At 70.1% G+C, this 22,102-nt stretch carries 21 protein-coding genes; 14 read left to right on the top strand and 7 right to left on the bottom strand.

All coding sequences use genetic code 11. From position 1 onward, the window contains the following. Positions 1-15: 15 nt before the first annotated feature. The 4 genes from ABFX45_RS34840 to ABFX45_RS34825 all read left to right on the top strand — a co-directional run bounded on the left by ABFX45_RS34840 (position 16) and on the right by ABFX45_RS34825 (position 6,206). Positions 16-321, top strand: a complete 306-nt coding sequence (locus ABFX45_RS34840; RefSeq protein ID WP_109640978.1) for a type VII secretion target — start codon at positions 16-18, stop codon at positions 319-321. After that, positions 321-4,643: a DNA/RNA non-specific endonuclease gene (locus ABFX45_RS34835; protein WP_346134698.1), complete on the top strand. Its 4,323-nt coding sequence runs from the start codon at positions 321-323 to the stop codon at positions 4,641-4,643. Before ABFX45_RS34840 ends, ABFX45_RS34835 begins: the two co-directional genes overlap by 1 nt. A 24-nt stretch (positions 4,644-4,667) precedes the next feature. Beyond that, positions 4,668-5,117 (top strand): hypothetical protein, encoded by a 450-nt coding sequence (locus ABFX45_RS34830; protein WP_109640982.1) that lies wholly within the window; start codon positions 4,668-4,670, stop codon positions 5,115-5,117. A gap of 189 nt (positions 5,118-5,306) precedes the next feature. Then, on the top strand, positions 5,307-6,206 hold the full coding sequence (locus ABFX45_RS34825) for a hypothetical protein (RefSeq protein WP_109640983.1): 900 nt from the start codon (positions 5,307-5,309) through the stop codon (positions 6,204-6,206). Between the two features lie 99 nt (positions 6,207-6,305). Here ABFX45_RS34825 and ABFX45_RS34820 read toward each other — a convergent pair whose 3' ends face one another. After that, the gene (locus tag ABFX45_RS34820; RefSeq protein WP_109640984.1) at positions 6,306-6,830 is read right to left on the bottom strand and encodes a hypothetical protein; all 525 of its coding nucleotides are present in this window, start codon (positions 6,828-6,830) and stop codon (positions 6,306-6,308) included. 54 nt (positions 6,831-6,884) lie between these two features. Here ABFX45_RS34820 and ABFX45_RS34815 point away from each other — a divergent pair, with 54 nt between their 5' ends. Continuing rightward, a complete protein-coding gene (locus tag ABFX45_RS34815; protein WP_112230235.1) occupies positions 6,885-7,430 on the top strand; it encodes an HdeD family acid-resistance protein in 546 nt (181 codons plus the stop codon). On the opposite strand, the gene ABFX45_RS34810 is transcribed toward ABFX45_RS34815, so the two are convergent. Beyond that, positions 7,372-8,541: a glycosyltransferase 87 family protein gene (locus tag ABFX45_RS34810; protein ID WP_346134694.1), complete on the bottom strand. Its 1,170-nt coding sequence runs from the start codon at positions 8,539-8,541 to the stop codon at positions 7,372-7,374. The two genes, ABFX45_RS34815 and ABFX45_RS34810, sit on opposite strands and share 59 nt — an antisense overlap. Positions 8,542-8,697: 156 nt before the next feature. Between ABFX45_RS34810 and ABFX45_RS34805 the strand changes: the two genes are divergently transcribed. Genes ABFX45_RS34805 through ABFX45_RS34790 form a run of 4 tightly spaced genes read left to right on the top strand, consistent with a single transcriptional unit; the run spans position 8,698 to position 11,741 of the window. Then, on the top strand, positions 8,698-9,282 hold the full coding sequence (locus ABFX45_RS34805) for a DNA-binding protein (protein ID WP_346134692.1): 585 nt from the start codon (positions 8,698-8,700) through the stop codon (positions 9,280-9,282). 28 nt (positions 9,283-9,310) lie between these two features. Further along, a complete protein-coding gene (locus tag ABFX45_RS34800; protein WP_109640988.1) occupies positions 9,311-9,967 on the top strand; it encodes an RES family NAD+ phosphorylase in 657 nt (218 codons plus the stop codon). 4 nt (positions 9,968-9,971) lie between these two features. Beyond that, positions 9,972-10,325: a hypothetical protein gene (locus tag ABFX45_RS34795; RefSeq protein ID WP_346134689.1), complete on the top strand. Its 354-nt coding sequence runs from the start codon at positions 9,972-9,974 to the stop codon at positions 10,323-10,325. Positions 10,326-10,376: 51 nt separating this feature from the next. Further along, on the top strand, positions 10,377-11,741 hold the full coding sequence (locus tag ABFX45_RS34790) for an NAD(P)/FAD-dependent oxidoreductase (RefSeq protein ID WP_346134687.1): 1,365 nt from the start codon (positions 10,377-10,379) through the stop codon (positions 11,739-11,741). On the opposite strand, the gene ABFX45_RS34785 is transcribed toward ABFX45_RS34790, so the two are convergent. Continuing rightward, on the bottom strand, positions 11,731-13,593 hold the full coding sequence (locus ABFX45_RS34785) for a S9 family peptidase (protein WP_346134685.1): 1,863 nt from the start codon (positions 13,591-13,593) through the stop codon (positions 11,731-11,733). The genes ABFX45_RS34790 and ABFX45_RS34785 overlap by 11 nt on opposite strands. Before the next feature lie 89 nt (positions 13,594-13,682). Between ABFX45_RS34785 and ABFX45_RS34780 the strand changes: the two genes are divergently transcribed. Further along, positions 13,683-14,885: a metal-dependent hydrolase family protein gene (locus tag ABFX45_RS34780; RefSeq protein ID WP_346134683.1), complete on the top strand. Its 1,203-nt coding sequence runs from the start codon at positions 13,683-13,685 to the stop codon at positions 14,883-14,885. Here the strand turns inward: ABFX45_RS34780 and ABFX45_RS34775 are convergent. After that, positions 14,882-15,883 (bottom strand): TerC family protein, encoded by a 1,002-nt coding sequence (locus ABFX45_RS34775; protein WP_109640993.1) that lies wholly within the window; start codon positions 15,881-15,883, stop codon positions 14,882-14,884. The genes ABFX45_RS34780 and ABFX45_RS34775 overlap by 4 nt on opposite strands. Before the next feature lie 359 nt (positions 15,884-16,242). Here ABFX45_RS34775 and ABFX45_RS34770 point away from each other — a divergent pair, with 359 nt between their 5' ends. The 3 genes from ABFX45_RS34770 to ABFX45_RS34760 all read left to right on the top strand — a co-directional run bounded on the left by ABFX45_RS34770 (position 16,243) and on the right by ABFX45_RS34760 (position 20,351). Then, on the top strand, positions 16,243-19,074 hold the full coding sequence (locus ABFX45_RS34770; RefSeq protein WP_109640994.1) for an alpha/beta fold hydrolase: 2,832 nt from the start codon (positions 16,243-16,245) through the stop codon (positions 19,072-19,074). After that, positions 19,067-19,204: a hypothetical protein gene (locus ABFX45_RS34765; RefSeq protein ID WP_170155271.1), complete on the top strand. Its 138-nt coding sequence runs from the start codon at positions 19,067-19,069 to the stop codon at positions 19,202-19,204. Before ABFX45_RS34770 ends, ABFX45_RS34765 begins: the two co-directional genes overlap by 8 nt. Before the next feature lie 220 nt (positions 19,205-19,424). Beyond that, positions 19,425-20,351, top strand: coding sequence for an ABC transporter permease (locus ABFX45_RS34760; RefSeq protein ID WP_346134680.1), 927 nt, complete (start codon positions 19,425-19,427; stop codon positions 20,349-20,351). Position 20,352: 1 nt separating this feature from the next. Here the strand turns inward: ABFX45_RS34760 and ABFX45_RS34755 are convergent, their stop codons facing one another. Then, on the bottom strand, positions 20,353-20,745 hold the full coding sequence (locus ABFX45_RS34755) for a VOC family protein (protein WP_346134678.1): 393 nt from the start codon (positions 20,743-20,745) through the stop codon (positions 20,353-20,355). A gap of 56 nt (positions 20,746-20,801) precedes the next feature. On the opposite strand from ABFX45_RS34755, the gene ABFX45_RS34750 reads away from it, so the two are divergent. Then, positions 20,802-21,182, top strand: a complete 381-nt coding sequence (locus tag ABFX45_RS34750) for a VOC family protein (RefSeq protein ID WP_109640997.1) — start codon at positions 20,802-20,804, stop codon at positions 21,180-21,182. Here the strand turns inward: ABFX45_RS34750 and ABFX45_RS34745 are convergent. Then, positions 21,179-21,526 carry an MmcQ/YjbR family DNA-binding protein gene (locus ABFX45_RS34745; RefSeq protein ID WP_346134676.1) on the bottom strand — a complete coding sequence of 116 codons (348 nt, stop codon included), beginning with the start codon at positions 21,524-21,526 and terminating at the stop codon, positions 21,179-21,181. The genes ABFX45_RS34750 and ABFX45_RS34745 overlap by 4 nt on opposite strands. A 7-nt stretch (positions 21,527-21,533) precedes the next feature. Beyond that, positions 21,534-21,965: a MarR family winged helix-turn-helix transcriptional regulator gene (locus ABFX45_RS34740; RefSeq protein ID WP_346134674.1), complete on the bottom strand. Its 432-nt coding sequence runs from the start codon at positions 21,963-21,965 to the stop codon at positions 21,534-21,536. Positions 21,966-22,102: the final 137 nt, after the last annotated feature.

Raw genomic sequence — 22,102 nt, 5'->3', positions numbered from 1 at the left:
ACTTGAGGGGGTTCGATGACTGCTGGCGGTTTCAACGTCACGTCGGACGTGCTGGAAGCGCACGCCAAGGCCCTGGAGGGCCTGCACGGCCGGTTGCAGGGAGCAGTGGACGCGGCGAACACCGTGTCGATGCCGACCGACGCGTACGGGATCATCTGCCAGCCGTTCCGCATGCTGCTCGATCCCGTTGAGCAGTGGGGCCTGGACGCGCTGAAGGGCGTCGCCGAAGCGATGGACTCCACCGCGAAGCGCGTCACCGAGACCGCGAAGCACTACCAGGCCGTCGAGGACCAGATCGCCAACACGCTGAAGGGCTTCTGATGTCCACGCCGAACCCCTTGGTGGCGCAGGCGCCCGCGGAACCGTCCGGATTCTTCAACGCCGGCACCGGTGACAACGGCTGGGCGACCGGTTTCCACATCGCCGACTCCGCGGTCGACGCCTACAAGGGCATCTCCGAGGGCAACTGGATCGAGGGCGGCCTCGGCGTGCTCGGCCTCGCGGCCGACGCGGCCTCGATGGCGATCGACCCGTTCGGCACCCTGCTGTCCTCCGCGGCCTCGTTCCTGATGGAACACATGCAGCCGTTGAAGGAAGCGCTGGACTGGCTGGCCGGCGACCCGCCGGTGATCGAGTCGTACTCGACGACGTGGAAGAACGTCTCGCAGGAGCTCGGCAAGATCTCGGCCGACTACAAGGCCGCCGTCGACCAGACCGCGTCGTGGACCGGTGCCGCCGGCGACGCCTACCGCGCCGCGGCGGGCGAGCAGCTGGACGCGTTGTCCGGCGCGGCTTCCACCGCGGGCTCGGTCGGCACGGTCGTCGGCGTGATGGGCATGGTCGTCGGCTTCGTGCGCGAGATGGTGCGCGACCTGATCGCCGACCTCGTGGCGAAGCTGATCACGTGGGTGCTCGAGGCCGTCTTCACGCTGGGCTTCGGCACTCCGGTCATCGTGGCGCAGGCCGTGACCGCGATCTCGAAGTGGGCGACGCGGATCGGCGAGCTGATCCAGAAGCTCATCAAGACCATCAAGAAGGTCTCGCCGCTGCTGGGCAAGCTCGTCGAGATCTTCACCAAGATCATGAAGGTCGTCGGCAAGCTGGTCGGCAAGGTGACCGGTCTCGACGTGATCTCCACGAAGTCCATCAAGCCGGGCGGCCTGTTCCACCGCACCGACTCACCGGACCTCTCGCCTTCGGGCAGCCCCGGCTCGCCTTCCTCCCCTGACGGCTCACCTTCGTCCACTCCGGACTCTTCGCCGTCGTCGTCCACACCGGACAGTTCGCCGTCGTCGCCGTCGTCGCCTTCTTCTCCGTCCACTTCGTCGACGCCGGACGGGCCTTCACCTTCTCGAACGCCGGACAGCTCGTCGCCGTCGTCCGCGTCGTCCCCGTCGCGCACTCCCGACAGCCCGTCGACGCCGGACGCCCCGTCCCGGACCCCGGACAGCTCGTCCCCCAACGCGCCGTCGCGCACCCCGGACAGCTCGTCCCCGGACGCCCCGTCGCGCACCCCGGACACCCCCTCAACCCCGTCGTCCGCCCGCACCCCGGACAGCTCCCAGTCCTCGCCCGCGGGCCCCGGCGCCCCGCACACGTCGTCCACGCCGGACACCCCGTCGCCCAGGAACACGGGCTCGACCGTCCAGTCCTCGGTGGCGCCCCCGATCGACGCCCCGACCCGCGCCGACGCTCCGCAAGCCCCGTCGCGCACCCCGGACAGCTCCCCGTCGTCCACTCCCCCGCAGGCCGCCCCGGCAGGCGCCGGCGCCCCGAACGCCGCCGGCAACCCCCCGTCGTCCCCCGCTGCGGGCCGCCCGTCGACCGGCGGCCAGGGCTGGACCGGCACCCCGGGCAGCCGAGGAGATCTGGGCGCGAGCGCCCCGCCTCCGCGCTCCCCCGACATGTCGACGTCGGCCTCCCGAGCCGACGCCCCCGCACGCCCGACGTCGATGCCGCAGTCCCCGTCCGCGCCGTCGATGCCGTCTTCCCCGTCCGTCCCGTCGAGCGGCATGCCCTCAGCCGGCGCCCCGTCCAGCGGAATGCCTTCCGCCGGGGCACCGCACGCTCCGTCGGCAGGGTCCCCGCACGCCCCGTCGGCAGGCGGCCCGTCGGGCTCCCCGAACACCGGCCGCCCCGACGCAACGCCTCCAAGCCGCGCCACGGCCCCTTCCGCAGCGGCCCCACACGCGCCGTCCACGCCGAACATGCCCCCGGCAGGGGCCCCGCACGCCCCGTCGATGGGCGGCGCCCCGCACGCTCCCTCCGCCGGAGCTCCGCACGCCCCGTCGTCAGGCGCCCCACGCACCGACGCGCCAATGCGCCCGCAGTCATCGCCCCCGATGACCCCGAACGCACCCCACACCCCCAACACGCCATCGGTACCTTCGGCCCGCACCGACGCCCCTCAGGCCCCGACGCGCCCGAACACGCCGCAGGGCGGCCCGTCCGCCCCGCACGGCCCTGGCGCTCCGTCCCACAGCCCGAACACGCCGTTCCGACCGGACTCCCCGCACAGCGGCCCGTCTGCGCCGTCGCGTCCCGACGCACCACACAGCGGCCCCTCCGCGCCGTCGCGAACTGACGCGCCCAACGCACCCTCACGTCCCGACGCACCTCACAACGGCCCTTCCGCGCCGTCGCGTACCGACGCCAACGGTCCGTCCGCTCCGTCACGGCCCGACGCGCCGTCGCGCCCGGACGCGCCGCACAGCAGCACGACGCCGTCCTCGCGTGCCGACGCTCCCCACAGCCCCAACGCACCGCACAACGGCCCGTCTGCGCCGCCGCGACCTGACGCGCCGAACGCTCCGCACGGCGGACCCAACGCCCCCCACGCACCCAACGCTCCGCACGGCGGGCCGAACGCGCCCACCTCCCGTCCGGACGCACCGCACGGCGGACCGTCCCGTCCTGACGCCCCGAACCGCCCGGACGCGCCGCACCGGCCCGACTCCCCGTCGCGCCCGGACGGCAGCGGCCCCGGCAACCGTCCCGACGGCACCAGGCCCGACGGCTCACGGCCGCACAGCCCGGACGGCGCCCGTTCCCGCGGCACCGACACCGCCGAGGCCCCGCACCGCGCCCCGGACGGCACCCGCCCGGACGGCAGCGGTCCAGGCAACCGTCCCGACGCCGACGCGCCCCACCGCCCGGATGCCGACAAGCCGCACGACAGCACCCCGGACAAGCCGCACGACGGCGACCCCGACGCCCCGAACAGCAAGGACCCGGACACCCCGCCCGCGGACCGCCCGTCTCCGGAAGAGGCACACGCCCGCCACGCCGAGTCCACCCCGGCCGGCGTCTCCCACCACGGCGGCGACCCGGACATGGGCGACCTTCCCCACAAGGTCCCCAACGACCCGCGCTTCTTCACCGCGGACGTCCACATCACCCCGGACGGCAAGGCCCGCATCGGCGGCCACGACTACACCCCCGCCGAGTACGCCGACATGCTCCGCCGCTCCGGCTACGACGGCAGCAAACCCGTCCGTCTGATCGGCTGCGACGCGGGCAGCAACGACTTCGCGCAGCAGCTGTCCAAGCACCTCGACGCCCCGGTGGTCGCCCCGACCAAGCCGGCGTGGACCGACAGCCACGGCCGCGTCTTCACGAGCGACGCCGAGCTCCGGCCCGACGGAACTCGCGAGCCCAAGATCCCGCCGAACGGCGAGTGGGAGACCCACCACCCGGACGGCTCCAAGTCCAAGGCGAGCGACGACGGCTTCGCGCCCGGCACACACGACAAGGACAAGGATCTCGACCCGGCCGACGCGAAGGACCGCGCGGCCGACGACACCGACACGTCGGGCAACCAACCGGACAACGACCCGCGTCCCAAGGTCACGATCGACGCAAGCCACCCGGACGCGCCGCTCAAGAGCAAGCCGTTCGGCCGCGAACCCGACGGCACGCCCAGCGTGCTGCAGGCGAACACCAGGTACGAGGTGACCGACAAGGCAGGCAGGGAGCGCGGCACGTTCATCACGGGCGACGACGGGCGCATCAAGGAGATCCACACGACCTCCGGCGAGAAGGGCAACTGGCGGCCCGACAGCAGGCAGCCGTTCCCGAACGCCACGTACCACGTCACCGGTCAGAAGGGCAGCGTCTACCAGTTCCACACCGACGCAGAGGGCCGCACCCAGCGCATGGAGGGTGAGCTGGTGCACACCGGCTCGGACGACGCGCGCCGCAGCCCGGACCAGGGCCCGGTCGGCCACGAGGGCCGCGACGAGTACCGCGAGCACAACAAGAAGACCATCGAGGAGTTCCGCAACCAGCACGGCCGCGACCCGGAGCCGCACGAGGTCACGCTCTACGAGGACGTCGGCTGGAACGGCGGCCACCTCGCGGGCACCGAGTTCGACGGTCCCGGCGAGTACATCAACATGGTCCCGATGCTGGAGGACCTCAACCAGCGCCAGGCCGGGACGACGCTGGCCAACAACTTCCGCGCGCTCGAAGAGCACTGGGGTGACCTGCTCAAGCAGACGCCGAAGCCGAAGCTGGACGTCCAGATCGACATGACGTACCCCGATGGTAAGAAGACGCCTACCAAGATTCGAGTGCAGTACTGGGTCGACGGGGTACCGGAGCCACCTCTGGTCTACAAGAACATCCCGCCCCGGAGGATGTAGTCAACCGGAAGGAACTGTTTCGTCATGTCGGAACCCGGTCCGCTCTCTCCGCCCGAGCAGGAGGAAGTAGTTCAGAACGCCTGCGCGGCCCTCGTGCGGGAAGCCCCAGACGGCTGGCAGCAGATCCGGTTCGAGTTCTACTCGACGGTCGGCATCGACAGCGCCAGGTTCGAGGTCACGGCGCAGGACGGGAGCGAGGTCAAGCTCGCCCCTCCGATGAGCGCCATGGACCCGCTCGGCGACCTGCGGACAGAAATGTACGAAGAGGGCAAGGGCAGTTGGTTCACGGCCAGGATCGTGATCAACCCACCCGGCAGCTACTCCGTCGAGTACGACTACGACGGCGAGCCGGCCTTCAAGCCGCCGCTGCAGGCCGACGTGTACGCCCTCGACTTCGAGCACTTCCCGCGCTCGGAGGAGAACACGCCCGACTGGCTTCGCGCGAAACTCGCCGAAGCGGCCAAGACCGAGTAACGGAACCGAGCCACCCGGACGCGCCCACGCCTCACCCCGATCGCTTCGCCACGCCGCCCGCTGTGCGAATGCTCCTGGCCACCTGGCTCATGACCACGTGAACGGGTGGAGGTGCCCGACCGGCCCGCGCGCGCGACGGCCGCCCGATAAGATCAGCGGGCGTTTTACGGGGAGAGGGGCGAGGACCACATGAGCCAGCCGGCGACACCGCTGAGCGAGCAGGACCAGCAGCAGCTGGTGCGGCAGATCGGCCGTGCCATGCTGCCGGCCGTACCGCAGGGCTGGCAGCGCATCCGGGCCGAGTACCGGGCGGCGGGCAGGCACATCGAGGTCGACCTGGCGTTCGCGGGTCCCGACGGCCAGCTGCGGCCGGTGCGGCCGCCGATGGACGTGGTGCAGATGTTCGGCCAGCTGCGCGCGGGCATGTACCACCCGGACCGCGGCACGTGGCTGAGCGCGACCTACGAGATCGAGGCGCCCGCGGCGTTCACGGTCGACTTCAACGCCGAGGACGAGCCGCGCTGGCGCAACACGCCGCCGCCCATCGGCTTCCGCGACGAGCTGCAGACGTTCCCCCGCCCGGACCGGCTGATCCCGGACTGGTGGCGCCAGCGCGTCGGACTGCCGCCGCTGCCCGCGCCCGAGCCGGAACCGCAGCAGGAGTACCAGGTTCCGCCGCCGAGCCAGGCGGCGCCGCAGCCGGACCAGCAGCAGCCGGGCGAGCTGCGGACCGCGAAGGTGTACGACGGCAAGAACGACGACGGCCGCATCATCGTCAACCGCCAGCCGATCGACCCGCAGCTGGTGGACAGCCTGCTCAACTACCTCGAGTCGGCGCCGGTCGTGCTGGCCGCGCGCAGCTACGACCTCGACGAGTTCTCGCAGAGCGGTGAGCAGGACGTGCCGCTCAACTTCCGCACCGACGGCACCTGGATCTGGGCCGGCGCCGTGCCGCACTACCTGCGCAAGTACGGCCTCCCGCCGGAGCCGGAGCTGGTCGCGCACGCGGCGGCGCGCGGTTTCCAGGTCGGCGAGGTCAGCAACCAGACGCAGGACCGCGCGGTGTCGATCATCACGGGCCAGAGCTAGTGGTGTGGCCCGGAACGTTGCCGGGGGAATTCGCGGTCAGACGGGTGCATCGCGCCCTGCTGAGCGTGAATCACCTCGCCAACGTTCCGGGACGCGCCACTAGGTATCAAGCGTTCGCAGGTACGCCTCTCCCCTCGGGGAGAGGCGATAGCCCACCTCCAGCGACTCGGTGAGCCCCTTCGCCTTGAGCTTGCGGACGTCCGCCTTGAACGGCAGCTTCTCCCTGCCCACCGACGCGGCCAGGTCAGCGGCCCGCACACCGGGGTTCGCCGCGATCAGGCGCAGCAACGCCACCGCGGCCTCGGACAGCTCAAGCCCGTCCACATCGGACGATGAGCGCAACGCGATCCGTGGATCCTCACCCACGAAACGCAGGCGGATCCGGTAAAGCGAACCCTCACGTCCCTCCACAGAGGACATGAGTGCCGCGACCGTGGGAAACCCGGCGGCAACGGCCTCGGCACGGGAGACCCGCGACACGACGTCCACGGCGTCGATCGCCAGCACGCCCAGCGACGTCCGCAAGGTCCCGCCCGCGCGCACCGTCGGCCGCTTCCACCGCCGGAACTGCAGCGTGACCTCACCGGAACGGATCCGCTGCCAGTCAGCCACCCGGATCAGCACCGCACGAGGGTCTCAGGTTGCGGGCCCCACCGACAGCCGAGACGATCCGGAACCATGCAACGCTGGTGGCTCTTCACGGTGCGCGGAGTGTTCGCTGTCCTCTTCGGTCTGGCCGCCCTCATCTGGCCAGGCCTCACCCTGCTCGCCCTGATCATCCTGTGGGGCGCCTACGCGTTCGTCGACGGCGCGACGATGCTGTACCTGACCCTCACCCACAAGGAGTGGCCCGCCCGCTGGGCACTCGGCCTGATCGGCGTGCTGGGCCTGGTCACGGGCTTGGTCGCGTTGTTCTGGCCGGGCATCACCGCGGGCGCGTTGCTGCTGCTGATCGCGGCGTGGGCGCTGGTCACCGGTGTGCTGCAGATCGTCGACGCCATCCGCCTGCGCAAGGTGATGACGAACGAGTGGTTCTACATCATCACCGGCGCGCTGACGGTGCTGCTCGGCATCATCCTGATCGCGAACCCGGCTGCGGGCGTGATGGCGCTCGTGATCACCATCGGGGTGTTCGCGATCCTGTGGGGCGTGGTGCTGGTGCTGTTCAGCCTGCGGTTGAAGCAGCACGACGGCGGTCTCGTACAACCCGTACCGCGAGCGTGACCAGCACGGCGACCCCGACGAACACGTAGAGGTTGCCGATCACCTGCTGCCACCACGCCCACTGCTGCTCGACGTCGTTGTCGCGAGGGAACAGCCAGTGCGGCCCGACGGCGAACACCGCCACGACCGCCCACGGCGCCCAGTGGCGGCGCAACGAGGCGCGCGACAGCAGCACGAGCGCGGGCGCGATCCAGATCCAGTGGTGTCCCCACGACACCGGCGAGATCAACAGCCCGCCGATCGCGACCACGAAGAACGCCTCGACGTCGCCCAGCCGTGAGGCCAGCCACCACACGGTGGCCACGACCAGCAGTGACAGCACGACCCACACCGCGACCTGGGCACCGCTCTCCAGCCCGAAACGCGCCAGCGTGCCGCGCATGGCCTGGTTCGACGCGTAGGTGAGGCGCCCGACGCGGCCCGGGTCGAGCAACGCGTGCGTCCAGTACTCCTTCGCGTCGCCGAACGCGATCACGAACCCGAGCAGCCCGAAGAAGAAGAACGACGCGATCGACACGAACACGGGCTTCCACTGCCGCCGCGCCACGAAGTACAACGCGAAGAACGCCGGTGTCAGCTTGATCGCGGCCGCCAGCCCGATGAGCGCGCCCCGCGGCCACCACCGGGTGCGTTCCAGCAGGCAGTCGGCCATCACGAGCACGGCGAGCAACAGGTTGATCTGGCCGAACCAGAGCGTCTCGCGCAGCGGGTCGAAGATCGACGACACCGCGGCCGCGCCCAGGCCCCACTTCACGGCCTGAGGCCCCCAGCCGAGCACGCGCTGCGCCGCGATCAGGCACAGCGCCGTGAGCATCGCGAGGTTCGCCACCGCCACCGCGAAGATCGCGACGACCAGCGGCACGAGCGCCAGCAGGCTGAACAGCGCCGCGGCGATCGGCGGGTACGTGAACGGCAGGTCAGGACCACCGAGAGGCTTCGCGAAACCCTCGGCGTAGAGCGGGAGGCCCTGCAGCAGCGCGTCGCCACCGTTGCGGTAGACCCGCAGGTCGAGCGACCAGCCCGGCGGGCGGGACAGCACGTACGCGAGCGTGGCGACCATGACGGCGGCCCACGCGACGATGGCCCGCTTGGCGCCCCGGTCCAGCTGCATCGGGGAATCGTAGCGATGCGTCAGATGAGGTCCACGTCACCGCTCCGCACCGGGAAATCTCACGTAGCGTCGTTGCGTGAACGCGCAACGTCGAACGTTTAGGGTCAATGCCCTGACAAGGCGCACAAATGCGCACGCGCGAGATATTCTGTGCGCATGACTCCCGCGCTGGAGACGGTGCTGGCCAAGGCCGGCCTGCAGGTGACCCCCGACGAGTTCATGGCCCTCGTGACCGACGCGGCGCGCCGGCTCGCCCCACCGCACCCGGAACCGGCCACCTACTTCACGCCGGACCAGCAGGCGGCGCTCACCGACGTGGGTCTCGACCTGTCCCCGGCGGGCGCGTCCGACGCACTCCCGCGCACCCGCACCGTCGTCGCACACGCCGTGCTGCGCGACTCGGCGCTGACCGTCGCCGAGGCGGCGCGCCAGCTTCAGGTGGACACGAGCCGCATCCGGCACCGGCTCGGCGTCGGCAGGCTCGTGGGCTGGAAGGACAGGGGCAGCTGGCGGCTGCCCGCGTGGCAGTTCGCGGGCACCGGCGTCCTGCCGGGCCTGGAAACCGTGCTGGCGGCGGTCCCGTCGGACCAACCGGCGCTGGTCGTCGCCGCGTTCATGACCACCCTCCAGGAGGACCTGCCCGTCGACGGCAAGCCCGCGACCCCGCGCGACTGGCTCCTCGCCGGAGGAGACCCGCGCCGCGTCGCCGATCTGGTCTCCGTGCTCGGCACCCCCGCCTGAGCGCTCCCGAACACCCGACAGGACCCGAATGTCACGGCTTCCGCAGCCGCCTGCCCCTGCCGTGCTGCAAGCACACCTGCGCCGCACCGAGGACGTGGTGGCGGTGCACCGGGCAACCCGCCTGGTCCGCGTCTTCACGGCCAAGGGCTCCCACCCGCAGCGCTGGAACACGTTCCGCTACACGGGCCCGCTCCCCCACGCCCGCTTCGACGCGCAACAGCCGGCCGCCGACGGCAGTCCGGTCCAGGACCACGAGAACGGCGTCCTCTACTTCGGGCTGTCCGTGCGCACCTCCATCGCCGAGGTCTTCCAGGCCACCTCGATCGTCGACCGCCGCACCCGCAGCCCGTTCCTCGTCGTCCTGCGGCCGCGCCGGACGTTGAGGTTGCTGGACCTCGGCGGCCTCTGGCCCACCCGCGTCGGCGCCTCGCAGGAGATCTCCACGGGTCCCAAGCTCGTGACGCAGGCCTGGTCGCGCGCGATCCGTGCCGCCTACCCGGAACTGGACGGTCTCTGGTACCGCTCTTCCATGGATTCCGGTGACCCGGCCATCTGCCTGTGGGATCCTCCCGGCGCATCGGGCCTCCCAGCGGCACCGGACGTGCTGCTGCCGCTGGACCACCCCGGCCTCGACCTGCCGCTGGCGCGGGTGTGCGAGGAGCTCAACTACACGCTGCTGGGGTGACGAAGTGCGGGACGACCTGCCGGAGACCGTGCCGAGCGCGCACCGCCTCGAAGCCTGGACCACCGCCGGTGACCTGCTCGGCTGCTGGGACGGCACCGAGGCGGCCGCGGTTCTCGAGCTCGTCGCCACCTTCCCCGGCGAGGAAGGGATGCGGTGCTTCAACCCCGGCTACGCGATCTGGGCGTACTCGGCCGACGGGGAGTTCCTGTTCGACCTGGAGTTCTGCTACCGGTGCCACTGGGTGGGCGTGCGGGAGCCGGGGCAACGGCAGCGCCTCGTGCCGTTCGACCCGGAGTCCGTGCCGGCAAAGGAACTCCTGGCCCGCTTCCTGGCCTTCGAGCCGTCCACTCGGGACTGACAGGGCCTGACGACCCTGTCCGCCGTCAGGACGCGTACCTAGCCTGAACGGATGCGCTTCGCGATCGCCGGGGGTGGTGTCGCCGGGCTGGCCGCCGGCCTGGCGGTGGCGCGTGCCGGGCACTCGGCCGTCGTGGTCGAGCGCGACCACGTGACGGCCCAGGACGACCCGGAGGGCGCGTTCGACGTCGTGCGCAAGGGCATCCCGCACTTCCAGCAGCCGCACACCTTCCTGCCGCGCGGCCGCCGGGTCCTGCGCGACCTCGCCCCCGACGTCATCGCCACCCTGCTCGACGCCGGCGCCGAAGAACAGGACGTGGCCGCCAAGCTGTCAGGCCCGCGGCAGCCGGGCGACGAGGACCTGGTCTACCTCTGGGTGCGCCGCCCGATGATCGAATGGGCCCTGCGCCGCGCCGCCGCGGCCGAACCCGCGGTGCGCCTGGTGGCGGGCAGGCAGATCGCCGGCCTGATGCCCGGTGCGAGCGGTCTGCACCTCGACGACGGGCAGGAGATCCGCGCCGACGTCGTGGTCGACGCGCTGGGCCGGTACCGCTGCCCTCCCGGCTGGCCACGCGCCTCCGCCCAGCCGAGCGAGTGCGGCGCGATCTACTACTGCCGCTACTTCGAACTCGCTCCCGGCGCCGAGCACCTCGACGGCCCCTGGCTGCTGAACCCGCGCGGCGACCTCGGCTACATGGGCTTCAACACCTTCCGCGGCGACAACGACACCTTCGCGGTGATCTTCCTGGTGCCCAGCGCGGACCACGACCTCCGAGTGCTGCGCGACGACCACGCGTGGATGGCCGCGGCCAGAGCCATCACCCCGCTGGACGTGATGACCTCATCCGACCACGCCCGCCCCATCACCGGCGTGATGCCGATGGGCGGCCTGGCCAACATCGACCGCACGGCGGGCCCTGGCGTGCCGGGGCTCATCCCCGTAGGCGACGCCTTGTGCCACACCGATCCCGCGTTCGCCTACGGACTGTCGTTCGCCCTGGTGCACGCCCAGGCGCTGGGCCGCGCCAGCACCACGCACACCACCCCGGCCGACCTCACGGAGGCCTACCTCGCCGACGTCGGCCCGGAAGCCCGCGAACGCCACACCTTCGCGCTGGAGACCGACGCGGCGCGCACCCTCGCGTGGAGCGGCACATCGGTCGACATCAGCCGGCGCGACGGCTGCTATCCGTTGTTCGCCTTCGGTGCGGCGCTGGCCGCGGCACCACACGACGACCACGTGCTGCGCCGGATCATCGGCCGCATAGGGCTGCTCGACCGGGTTTCCGTCTTCGACACCGACAGCGACCTGCACGACCGCATCGAACGGATCTGGGCGGGCCTGCCCCGCACGCGACCGGGACCGCCTCGGGAGGAGCTGCTCCGGGCGGTCACGGCCGAACGGGTCAGCTCTTGAGGTAGCGGCCCCACCACTCCAGCACCGCGTCGAAGCGCTGCTTGCGGTGCCGCGGCTGCCCGGAGCGCGTCAGCTCGTGCCCCTCGCCCGGGAAGATCAGCATCTCGGCCTCGACGCCACGCCGCTTCAGTGCCACGAACATGCGTTGGGCCTGTTCGAGCGGGCAGCGCCAGTCCTGCTCGGAGTGGACGACGGCGAACGGGAGGTTGATCTTCTCGACGTAGGTCAGCGGCGACATCACGCGGTGGGCCTCGGGGTCGGTGCCGCAGTAGGCGTCGGTGAAGAAGTAGCCGATGTCCGACGAGCCCGAGAACGAGTCCCAGGCGTTGACGGCGCGTTCGCTCCACGCCGCCTTGAAGCGCTCGCCGTGGTGGGCGGAGAGCCACGACGTCATGAAGCCGCCGTAGGAGCCACCCATCACGCCGACGCGTTCGGCATCGCAGTCGGGGCGGGCGAGCGCAACGTCCAGAACGGACAGGACGTCGTCGACGTCGACGGTGCCGAACCTGCCGATGACCGCCTGGCCGTGGGACTGGCCGTAGCCCGCCGAGCCGCGCGGGTTCGGCAGCACGACGGCGTAGCCCGCGGTGGCGTAGACCTGGGCCTCGTCGAAGAAGCCCCAGCTGTGGTACATGAACGGGCCGCCGTGCACCGCCAGGACGACCGGGTGCGGGCCCTCGCCGTCCGGCAGCACGAGCCAGCCGTGCACCGGGTAGCCGTCGGAGGCCGAACCGGAGAGTTCGACGACGCGGCGGGCCGGCACCGACGAGAACGCCGTGCGCACACCGGTTCCGACGAACTCCACCTGACCGGGGCTGTCCGGAGTGGACACCACGGCGACCACAGTGGACCCGTCCGTGGCGAACGAGCGAACCGCGGCCTCGGAGCCCGTGAGCACCTCGCCGGGGCCGCCGTCGAACGGGATCCGCCGCAGCTCCAGCGCGCCGCGGTTGCGCACGACGAGCAGCACACCCTCGGCGTCCGCCACGGGCTGGCCGGAAAGCCGTTCCACGTCAACGGTTTCGACGTCGGTCAGCCGGACCGGCGAAGCGGAGCCGTCCAGCGGCGCCTTCCACAGACCGTGGTTGCGCGCCACCGCGTCGATCCCGGTGAAGTCGGTGCCCAGCCAGTACAGCGAAGTCCCCGCCACGAACGGCATCGAGGTCTCGCCGGCACCGCGCACCAGCAAGGACACCTCGCCACCGGCAGCGGGAACCGTGTACAGGTCGGAGTGCAGCGTCTCGACCGCGCCGAGATCGCGCGGCGCCACGAACACCAGGGTCGAGTCGTCCAGCCACGCCGGGTCGGACACGTCGTGCGAGCCGTCGGTCAGCTCGGAAACCGTGCCGTCCAGGTCCACCACGTGCAGGCGCGAGCGGCGGTCGGCGAGGAAGCCGACGTCGTCGACGCGGTAGTCGAGGCGCGTGATGCGGCGCGGCGCCTCGGCCTCGGGGCCGTCGTCGGTCGTGCCGTAGCGGCCGGCCTCAGGCACGCGCGCCACGAAGGCGATCCGCGTGGAGTCCGGCGACCACACCGGGGCACCGGCGCCCAGCGGCAGATCGGTCAGCCGGCGGGGCTCACCGCCGTCCACCGGCATGACGTACAGCTGCGGCTTGGACTTTCCGGCGACACGCAGGAACGCGACCGAACGACCGTCCGGGGAAATGCGCTGCGCATTGTCGCGATCACCGTGTGTCCACGGCATTGTCGTGCCGTCGGGGAACACCCGGTGCAGACCGCCCCGGTAGGTGTTCGAGTCGAGATCGGGCGTGGCGATGCTGACCAGCACCAGGTCTCCCGACACGGCGACGGTGCCGGGTGTGGTGAGCAGCGACAGGTCTTCGGGGCGCACGGCCAGGACGTTAACAGAGCTTGTTAGCAAAGCTCATAACCGTTTGTTGACCGATCACAAAAATTGACTCGCCGCATAGATTTCCGCGTATGACGCGCATCGTGTTCTCTGGGGGCAGGGTCTTCACCGGCTCGACGGCCGAGCCCGGCGACGTGGTGGTCGAGGACGGCCGCATCGTCGACGTGGGCATCGGACTCGACGGCGACACCGTGGTCGACGCGACCGGCCACACGGTCCTGCCGGGGCTGTTCGACTGCCACGTGCACTTCATGTTCAGCGGCGCCGACCTGGTGCGGTCGCTGAACACGCCGTTCTCGCTGCCGTTCTACGAGGCGATCGGGAACATGAAAGCAACGCTGCAGTGCGGCATCACCACGGTCCGTGACGCGCTCGGCGCGGACCTCGGTGTAGCGGAGGCGGTCCGGCGCGGCCTGATCCAGGGGCCGCGCATGCAGATCGCGGTCAACATGGTGTCGCAGACCGGCGGCCACAACGACGATTGGATGCAGTGCGGCGCGCACATCTCGCCACCGCTGCACCCCGGCCTGCCGAACACCGTCGCCGACGGTCCCGAGGAGCTGCGCAAGGTCGTCCGCACGCTGGTGCGCCACGGCGCGGACATCATCAAGATCGCTTCCAGCGGTGGCGTGATGTCGCCGCGCAGCAACCCTCGTCACGCGCACTTCCGCGACGAGGAGATCGCGATGATCGTGCAGGAGGCGAACGCCGCGGGCATCGCGGTCATGTCGCACGCCATGAGCGGCGACGGCATCCTCACGGCCGTGCGCAACGGTGTCAGGTCCATCGAGCACGGCGTGTTCCTCACCGACGAGGGCGTCGAGGAGATGATCAAGCACGGGACGTGGCTGGTGCCGACGCTGATGGCGCCGCGCATGGTGCTGGACCAGGCCGCGGCCGGCGTGGCGATCTCGGACGTCATCCTGGACAAGGCGAAGTCCGTTGTCGCGCAACACTTCCAGGCGTTCCAGAAGGCGCACCAGGCCGGAGTGAAGATCGCGATGGGCACCGACTCCGGCGTCGGGCCGCACGGCGACAACCTCAACGAGCTCACGCTGATGGTCGAGTACGGCATGTCACCCGCCGAGGCGATCCAGGCGACCACCACGTCCGCCGCCGAGCTGATGCGCCTCGGAAACGAACTCGGCGAGCTCGCCCCTGGCAAGCTCGCCGATCTCGTACTCGTGGAGGGTGACGCCGAGCAGCACGTGAAGGCCGGAACGCTGAAGCAGGCCATCCGCGCCGTCTACCAGAACGGCGTCCCCGTGATCTAGTGGTTGGCGCCCACGTGCTTCTGGGCTTCCGGGTCGCGCCTCACCTTGAGCAGGCTGGCGATCGTCGTGATCGCCAGCACGCCGATGATCACCGACAGCGAGACCTCGATGCCGATCGTCGGCACGTGGAACGGCTCGCCGCCGTTGAGGAACGACAGGCTGTTGGTGTGCAGCGCCTCGAGGATCAGCTTCACGCCGATGAAGCCGAGGATCACCGAGAGGCCGATCGAGAGGTAGACGAGCTTCGACAGCAGGCCACCGAGCAGGAAGTACAGCTGGCGCAGGCCCATCAGCGCGAACGCGTTGGCCGTGAACACCAGGAACGGCTCCTTGGTGAGGCCGAAGATCGCGGGGATCGAGTCGAGCGCGAAGAGCAGGTCGGTGGAGCCGATCGCGACCATCACGATGAACATCGGGGTCACGAAGCGCTTGCCGTCGATCTTGATGAACGACTTGGAGCCGTGGTAGTCGGGCGTCACCGGGAAAACCTTGCGCACCATGCGCAGCATCAGGTTCTCCTTGAACTCCTCTTCCTCTTCCTCGTGGTTCTCCCGCGCCAGCTTCCAGCCGGTGTAGATGAGGAACGCGCCGAAGATGTAGAAGACCCAGCTGAACTGGCTGATCAGCGCCGCGCCGGCCGCGATGAAGATGCCGCGCATGATGAGGGCGAGCAGGATGCCGATCAGCAGCACCTTGTGCTGGTGGATCGCGGGCACCTTGAACGTCGTCATGATGATCAAGAAGATGAACAGGTTGTCGACGCTCAACGAGTACTCGGTGATGTACCCGGCGAAGAACTCGCCCGCGTAGACGCCACCGGAGAAGTACCAGATCCCGAGGCCGAACAGCACGGCCATCGCGATGTAGAAGATGACCCAGCGGGCGGCTTCCCCGATCGTCACCTCATGGGGTTTTCGATCGACGATGACGAGGTCGACGGCGAGCAGAACGAGCAGACCTACGATCGTCGCGATCCACATCCATGCGGGGACGTTCACAACCCAACCTCCGGGATAATCAGCGCACGCCAAATGACCCGGAGGTCTCCTCCGCCGCTGAGACGATCTCTCGAACGCGACCGACGGCACCGGAAGCTCCACGCTGAGCTTCGTACTGACGACACCGCCGCTTAGGGAGTACTCCCCTCCATCCTGCGTGAATATTGTGCTCTACAAGGTCCGGTTAGCGCCACACAGGGTGAGCATGCCCACGCAACCTGGAGCAATGGGAATACGGAGCGTGTCGTTCGGGCCGGAACCTGTCGTTACCTGAAGCCCTGCTGAAGATCGACTCTTGCTGAGACCGGGGGCGGATCCCGACAGGCCGTTCTCAGCAAAACTCGCATATCGTCATCAACGTGTCCCGCCTCTCCCGCCTTCGCGGCAGGTGGACGATCCCCGCATTGATCGTGGTCCTCGCCCTCGTCGCAGGCGGCGTGTACTTCACTCGATCCGGGGACGACCCCGTGGCCGTTCCCTACAAAGAAGCGAACATCGACGCACCTGAGAGCCCTGACAGCACTCAGACGGTGACGATCGAGACGCGTCTTTACCTCCCCCAGCAGACACCCGCGCCCGCGATCATGCTCGCGCACGGTTTCGGCGGCAGCCTCCGCAGCGTGCACACCCAGGCCGAGGAGTTCGCTCGCCGCGGCTTCGTGGTCCTGACGTGGTCCGCTCGCGGTTTCGGCCGCAGCACCGGCCAGATCGCGCTCAACTCGCTCGACCGCGAGGTCCGCGACGCCCAGAAGCTCCTCGACTTCCTCGGCACCCGTGACGAGGTGCAGAAGGACACCGGCGGCGACCCGCGCGTCGGCGTGACGGGCGCGTCGTACGGCGGCGCTCTCTCGTTGCTGCTCGCCGGTGTCGACAAGCGCGTCGACACGCTCGTCCCCGTCATCACCTACAACGACCTCGCCCAGGCGCTGCTGCCGAACTCCTCTTCAGCGACGCAACGTCCGGACGTCACCCCTGCCGCCACCGCGTTCGGCGAGGACGGCGTCTTCAAGCGCTCGTGGGCGGGCATCTTCTTCTCGGCGGGCATGACGTCGATCGACCTCTCGTCGCCCACCGGCGAGGCGCCCGAGATGGGCCAGACGGAGTCGAACCAGCCCGCCACGCAGCAACAGCCGGGCGGGAACTCGGGTGCCGCCGGTCAGCCGCCGACGCCTTCACTGGGCGCGTGCGGGCGCTTCACCCCCGAGGTGTGCGCCGCGTACACGGAGGTCGCAACGACGGGCCGCGCCTCGCAGCAGACCCTGGAGCTGCTGCGCAGGTCGTCCCCGGTCGCCGTGACCGACCAGATCAAGCAGCCGGCGATGCTGGTGCAGGGCGAGCAGGACACCCTGTTCGGCCTCGACCAGTCCGACGCGACCGCGCGTCAGATCACCGCGGCTGGCGGCAAGGTGAAGATGGTCTGGTACGCGGGCGGCCACGACGGCGGCAACCCCGGCACCGCACTGCGCGGCGAGATCGCCGACTGGATGGCGTTCCACCTGCAGGGCAAGGGAACCGATCCCGGCACGGGCTTCGAGTACACGGTGCAGGGCGCGTTCCGCTCGTCGGGCACGCCGTCGCTGCGCACCGTCGTCGCACCCTCCTACCCCGGTCTCTCCGGCGCCGCCACCGAGCGCCGCACGGTGAAGCTGAGCGGGCGGGAGCAGGTCGCGGTGAACCCGGCGGGCGGCAACCCGGCGGCGATCAGCAACCTGCCCGGCCTCGGTTCCGCTCTGGCGCGCTCGTCGTCGATCTCCTCGCGGTTGTCGATCGACCTGCCCGGCCAGGCCGCGGTGTTCACGTCGGACGCGCTGGACTCGCAGCTGCTGCTGACCGGTTCGTCGACGGTCCGTCTGCGCGTCGCGCGCGGCGACCAGTCGTCCGGCGAAGCGATCCTGTTCGCGAAGCTCTACGACGTGTCGGGCGACGGAACTCGGGTCCTGCCCGGCTCCGCTGTCGCGCCGTTCCGCGTGGCGCTGCCTCCGGACGGTTCCGCCGCCGAGGTGACCGTGACGCTCCCGCCGGCCGTGCGTCCCGTCGAGAGTGAGCACAAGCTCGCGCTGGTCGTCTCGACGACGGACCAGGCGTTCGCGAACGCCGAGCAGCCGGCCGCGTACCGGATCTCGCTGGCGTCCGACGAGCTCTCGGTGCCGGTCGTGCCCGGCCGCAACGTGACGACGGGCTTCCCGACGAGTGCCCTGTGGGGCATCTTGATCACGCTGCTGGTGCTCATCGGCGCCGGTGTCATCGCGATGTTCCGTCGCCGCCTGGCCCACGACTCCGATCCTTCGCTGTCCGACGTGCCGCTGGTGATCTCGAACCTGACGAAGTCCTACCCCGGCGGCCTGACCGCGGTGAAGGATCTGTCGTTCCGCGTGGAGCACGGCCAGGTGCTGGGTCTGCTGGGTCCCAACGGCGCCGGCAAGACCACGACCCTGCGGATGGTGATGGGCCTGATCCACCCGTCCGAGGGCAACATCCGGGTCTTCGGCCACAAGGTGACGCCGGGCGCGCCCGTGCTGTCGCGCATCGGTTCCTTCGTCGAGGGTTCCGGCTTCCTGCCGCACCTGTCCGGCGCGGCGAACCTGCGCCTGTACTGGGCGGCGACGGGCAGGCCGTTGGAAGAGGCGCACATCGAGGAGGCGCTGGAGATCGCCGGCCTCGGCGACGCCGTGCACCGCCGCGTGCGCACGTACAGCCAGGGCATGCGCCAGCGGCTCGCGATCGCCCAGGCGATGCTCGGTCTCCCGGACCTGCTGATCCTGGACGAACCGACCAACGGACTCGACCCGCCCCAGATCCACCAGATGCGCGAGGTCCTGCGCCGCTACGCCGCGGCGGGCCGCACGGTGCTGGTGTCGTCGCACCTGCTGGCCGAGGTGGAGCAGACCTGTTCGCACGTGGTCGTGATGCACAAGGGCCAGCTCGTCGCCGCGGGCGAGGTGGCCGACATCGCGGCGGGAGGCGGCGAGGCGACCTTCCGCGTCGACTCCCCCTCGAAGGCGGCCGATGTCCTGCGGGGCCTCGAAGGCGTGCACGACGTGCACGAGGACGAGGGTGCCGTGCACGCGTCGATGAACGGCGTCCCGCGCGCCGCGGCACTGTCTGCTCTCGTGGCAGCCGGTGTGGCCGTGGACCAGGCGGGTCCGCGGCGAAGGCTGGAAGACGCGTTCTTGGAGCTGGTCGGTGAATGACTTCCTGATGGCAGCGGCGTCCGCCACGGCGGGCGCCCCGAACCCCGGCGCGCTCGAGGTGCTGGCGGAGGCCGGCCTCGACGTGGCCGGCGAGGTCGCGGAAACGCACGACGAGGAGGGCACCGAATGAACGCCGCGCAAGCTCCCGCAGGCGTCCCCTCCCCGAGCGCGCACACGCCGCCCACCGGGCAAGGGGGACCCCTGATTCCATTCTCCCAGCCGGCACCGACAGTTCCGGGCCGGGCGCGTCGCGAACGGACCGTTCACAACAGCGGTTCGCGCACGGCCAAATCCATCCTCACCGCGAACCCGAACCGCACGAAGGCGCCAGCCCGGCAGGAGTTGGACCGGTGAACGAACACGACGTCCACACCGACCCCGGCGCGATCACCGAGCTGACCGACGCGGCCGCCAACCAGCACACCGAGGTGGCACCGGACGGTTCCTCGAAGGGCTACAGGGCGCGCAGAACGCTCCGCATCCGTGTGGAGCTGCAACGGCAGATCCGCCGCCGCAGGACCCAGCTCGTGCTGGGCTTCCTGGTGCTGCTGCCGTTCATCCTCGCGCTGAGCTTCGAGATCGGTCAGTCCGACCCGAACCGCCGCTCCGGCGGCTTCGTGGACCTCGCGACGGCCAGCGGCATCAACTTCGTGGTGCTCACGCTGTTCGTGAGCGGCAGCTTCCTGCTACCGATGATCGTGGCGCTGTTCTTCGGTGACACGATCGCGTCCGAGGCGTCCTGGTCGAGCCTCAAGTACCTGCTGGCGGCGCCGATCCCCCGGCACCGCCTGCTCCGGCAGAAGGCGATCAGCAGCGGCATCCTCAGCTTCTTCGCGCTGGCACTCCTACCGGCGGTCGCCCTCGCCGTGGGCGTCGTCTGGTACGGCGCGGGCGAGGTTGTGAGCCCGACCGGCGAGGCGGCACCGTTCGCCGACGGCGTCCTCGGTGTCGCCCTCGCCGTCTGCTACATCGCGATCAACCTGTTCTGGGTAGCCGGACTGGCGCTGTTCCTGTCCGTGTCCACCGACGCGCCGCTCGGTGCGGTCGGCGGCACGGTGCTCGTCTCGATCCTGTCGCAGATCCTCGACCAGATCGAACCGCTCGGGGACCTGCGCAACTACCTGCCGACGCACTACGCGATGTCGTGGGCCGACCTGCTCTCGACCGATGTGGACTGGTCGGAGATGACGCGCGGGACGTTCTCGGCGCTCGTCTACGGCGGCATCTTCACGCTGCTCGCGGCGCACCGGTTCAAGACCAAGGACATCACGAGCTAGCTCACTGCACGCAGAACTCGTTGCCCTCGGGGTCGAGCATGGTCACCCAGTGGCCCTTGCCGTCCTTGAACTCCTGGACCTTCGTCGCGCCGAGGGCAACGAGACGATCAACAGCGTCGAGACCCGCGTTCACATCGAGGTGGACGCGGTTCTTGGCCGTCTTGTCCTCCGGCACCCGCTGGAAGAAGAACCGCGGCCCCTTGCCCTCCGGGTCGATGATCGCCGAGTAGTCGTTCAGCGACTCGTGGGGGATGTTGTTCTTGACGGCGAAGTCCTCCCACGACTCGAAGCCGGGCGGTGGCGGCTGCACCACGTAACCGAGTGCCTCCGCCCAGAACTCAGCCAGCTTCCCGGGGTCCGCCGCGTCCATCGTCACCTGGATTCCGATTGCCATGAAGCAACCGTAGGACCCAATGCGGACAACCACTGTCCGGAGTAGCGTCCCGTCTCATGTCACGTCCTGTGCACTTCGAGATCCACGCCGCAGATCCCGATCGCGCGCGGCGCTTCTACTCCGCCGTCTTCGGCTGGAAGATCGAGAAGTGGGGCGACATCCCCTACTGGGTCATCACGACCGGCAACGACGACCAGCCGGGCGTCAACGGCGGCCTGCTGCCGCGCAGGGGCCCCGACCCGGCGCCCGACGCGCCCGTCCACGGCTACGTCATGACGATCAGCGTCACCGACATCGACGCCACGATCGCCGCCATCGACCTCAACAACGGCACGGTGGCGCTGCCCAAGGACAAGGTGCCCGGTGTCGGCCTGCTCGCCTACTACAAGGACACCGAGGGCAACATCTTCGGCATCCTGCAGCCGGAAGAGCGTTAGGCCGGCCGCTTCCGCTTCGGCAGCCGCGCGACGACAGCCTCGTAGGAGCCGTCGACCAGCTCCAGCAGGTTGTCGTCCGGCACCGATCCCTTGAGCGCGATGGTGTTCCAGCCGTAGCGCCCGACGTACCCGCTGACCGTGATGTCGTCGGGAAAGCGCTCCCGCCACGGCGCGGCGGCCTCGGCGTCGGCCCCGCACTTGAGCCCCACGGTGTGCACGTCGAGGCCGATGAACGCGAATGCTTTGCCTCCCACCTTGCACACCAGCTCTGCCTCGCCCCACGGATACGTCTCCTCCGCGCCCGGCTTGCCGGCGCAGTAGGCGATCAGTTCGTCCAGTGTCACAACGGGATTATCGCGCGCCGAACACCGAGACGAAACGTGTGAGCAGCTCCGCGAACACCACCCGCTCCTCGTCAGTCCAGTCCGCCATGGCCGCCGCGCACGCCGTCTGGCGCGCCCGGTGCAGCTCAGCCGACGTGGCGCGTCCCCGCGGCGTGCGCACGAGCAGCACGCGCCGCCCGTCCGCCTTGTCCGCGACCCGCGACACCAGCCCGGCGTCGACCGCGCTCGTGACGAGCTTGCTGGCGCGTGGCTGATCGACGTGCAACGCCGACGCCACACTGGAAACCGTTGCCTGCGTGCCTGTTCGCTCAGCCATCTCGACAACGTCCAGCACGTCGAAAGCCGGTACGGCCAGCTCGGCGAGCGCTCGGCGTGACTGACTGCGCCGCATCGCGATCAGAGCCTGCTCCACCGCGGCGAGGTGGGAGTCCACATCCACCGTGTGATCATTGCCCTCCTGTGCCGTGACGAAAGCTGTCAGCCGACATCTCACCCCAGAGAGCGATTTCTGCCGCGGGCACGGACCATCGTCCGGCCACTCGATCACCCGCCGCACCCACCGACTTCACTTTGAGC

It is taken from the genome of Lentzea roselyniae, assembly GCF_039537795.1.
In the GTDB taxonomy this organism is placed as follows: Bacteria; Actinomycetota; Actinomycetes; order Mycobacteriales; family Pseudonocardiaceae; genus Lentzea; species Lentzea atacamensis.
This window is presented reverse-complemented; position numbering and strand designations above follow the sequence as displayed.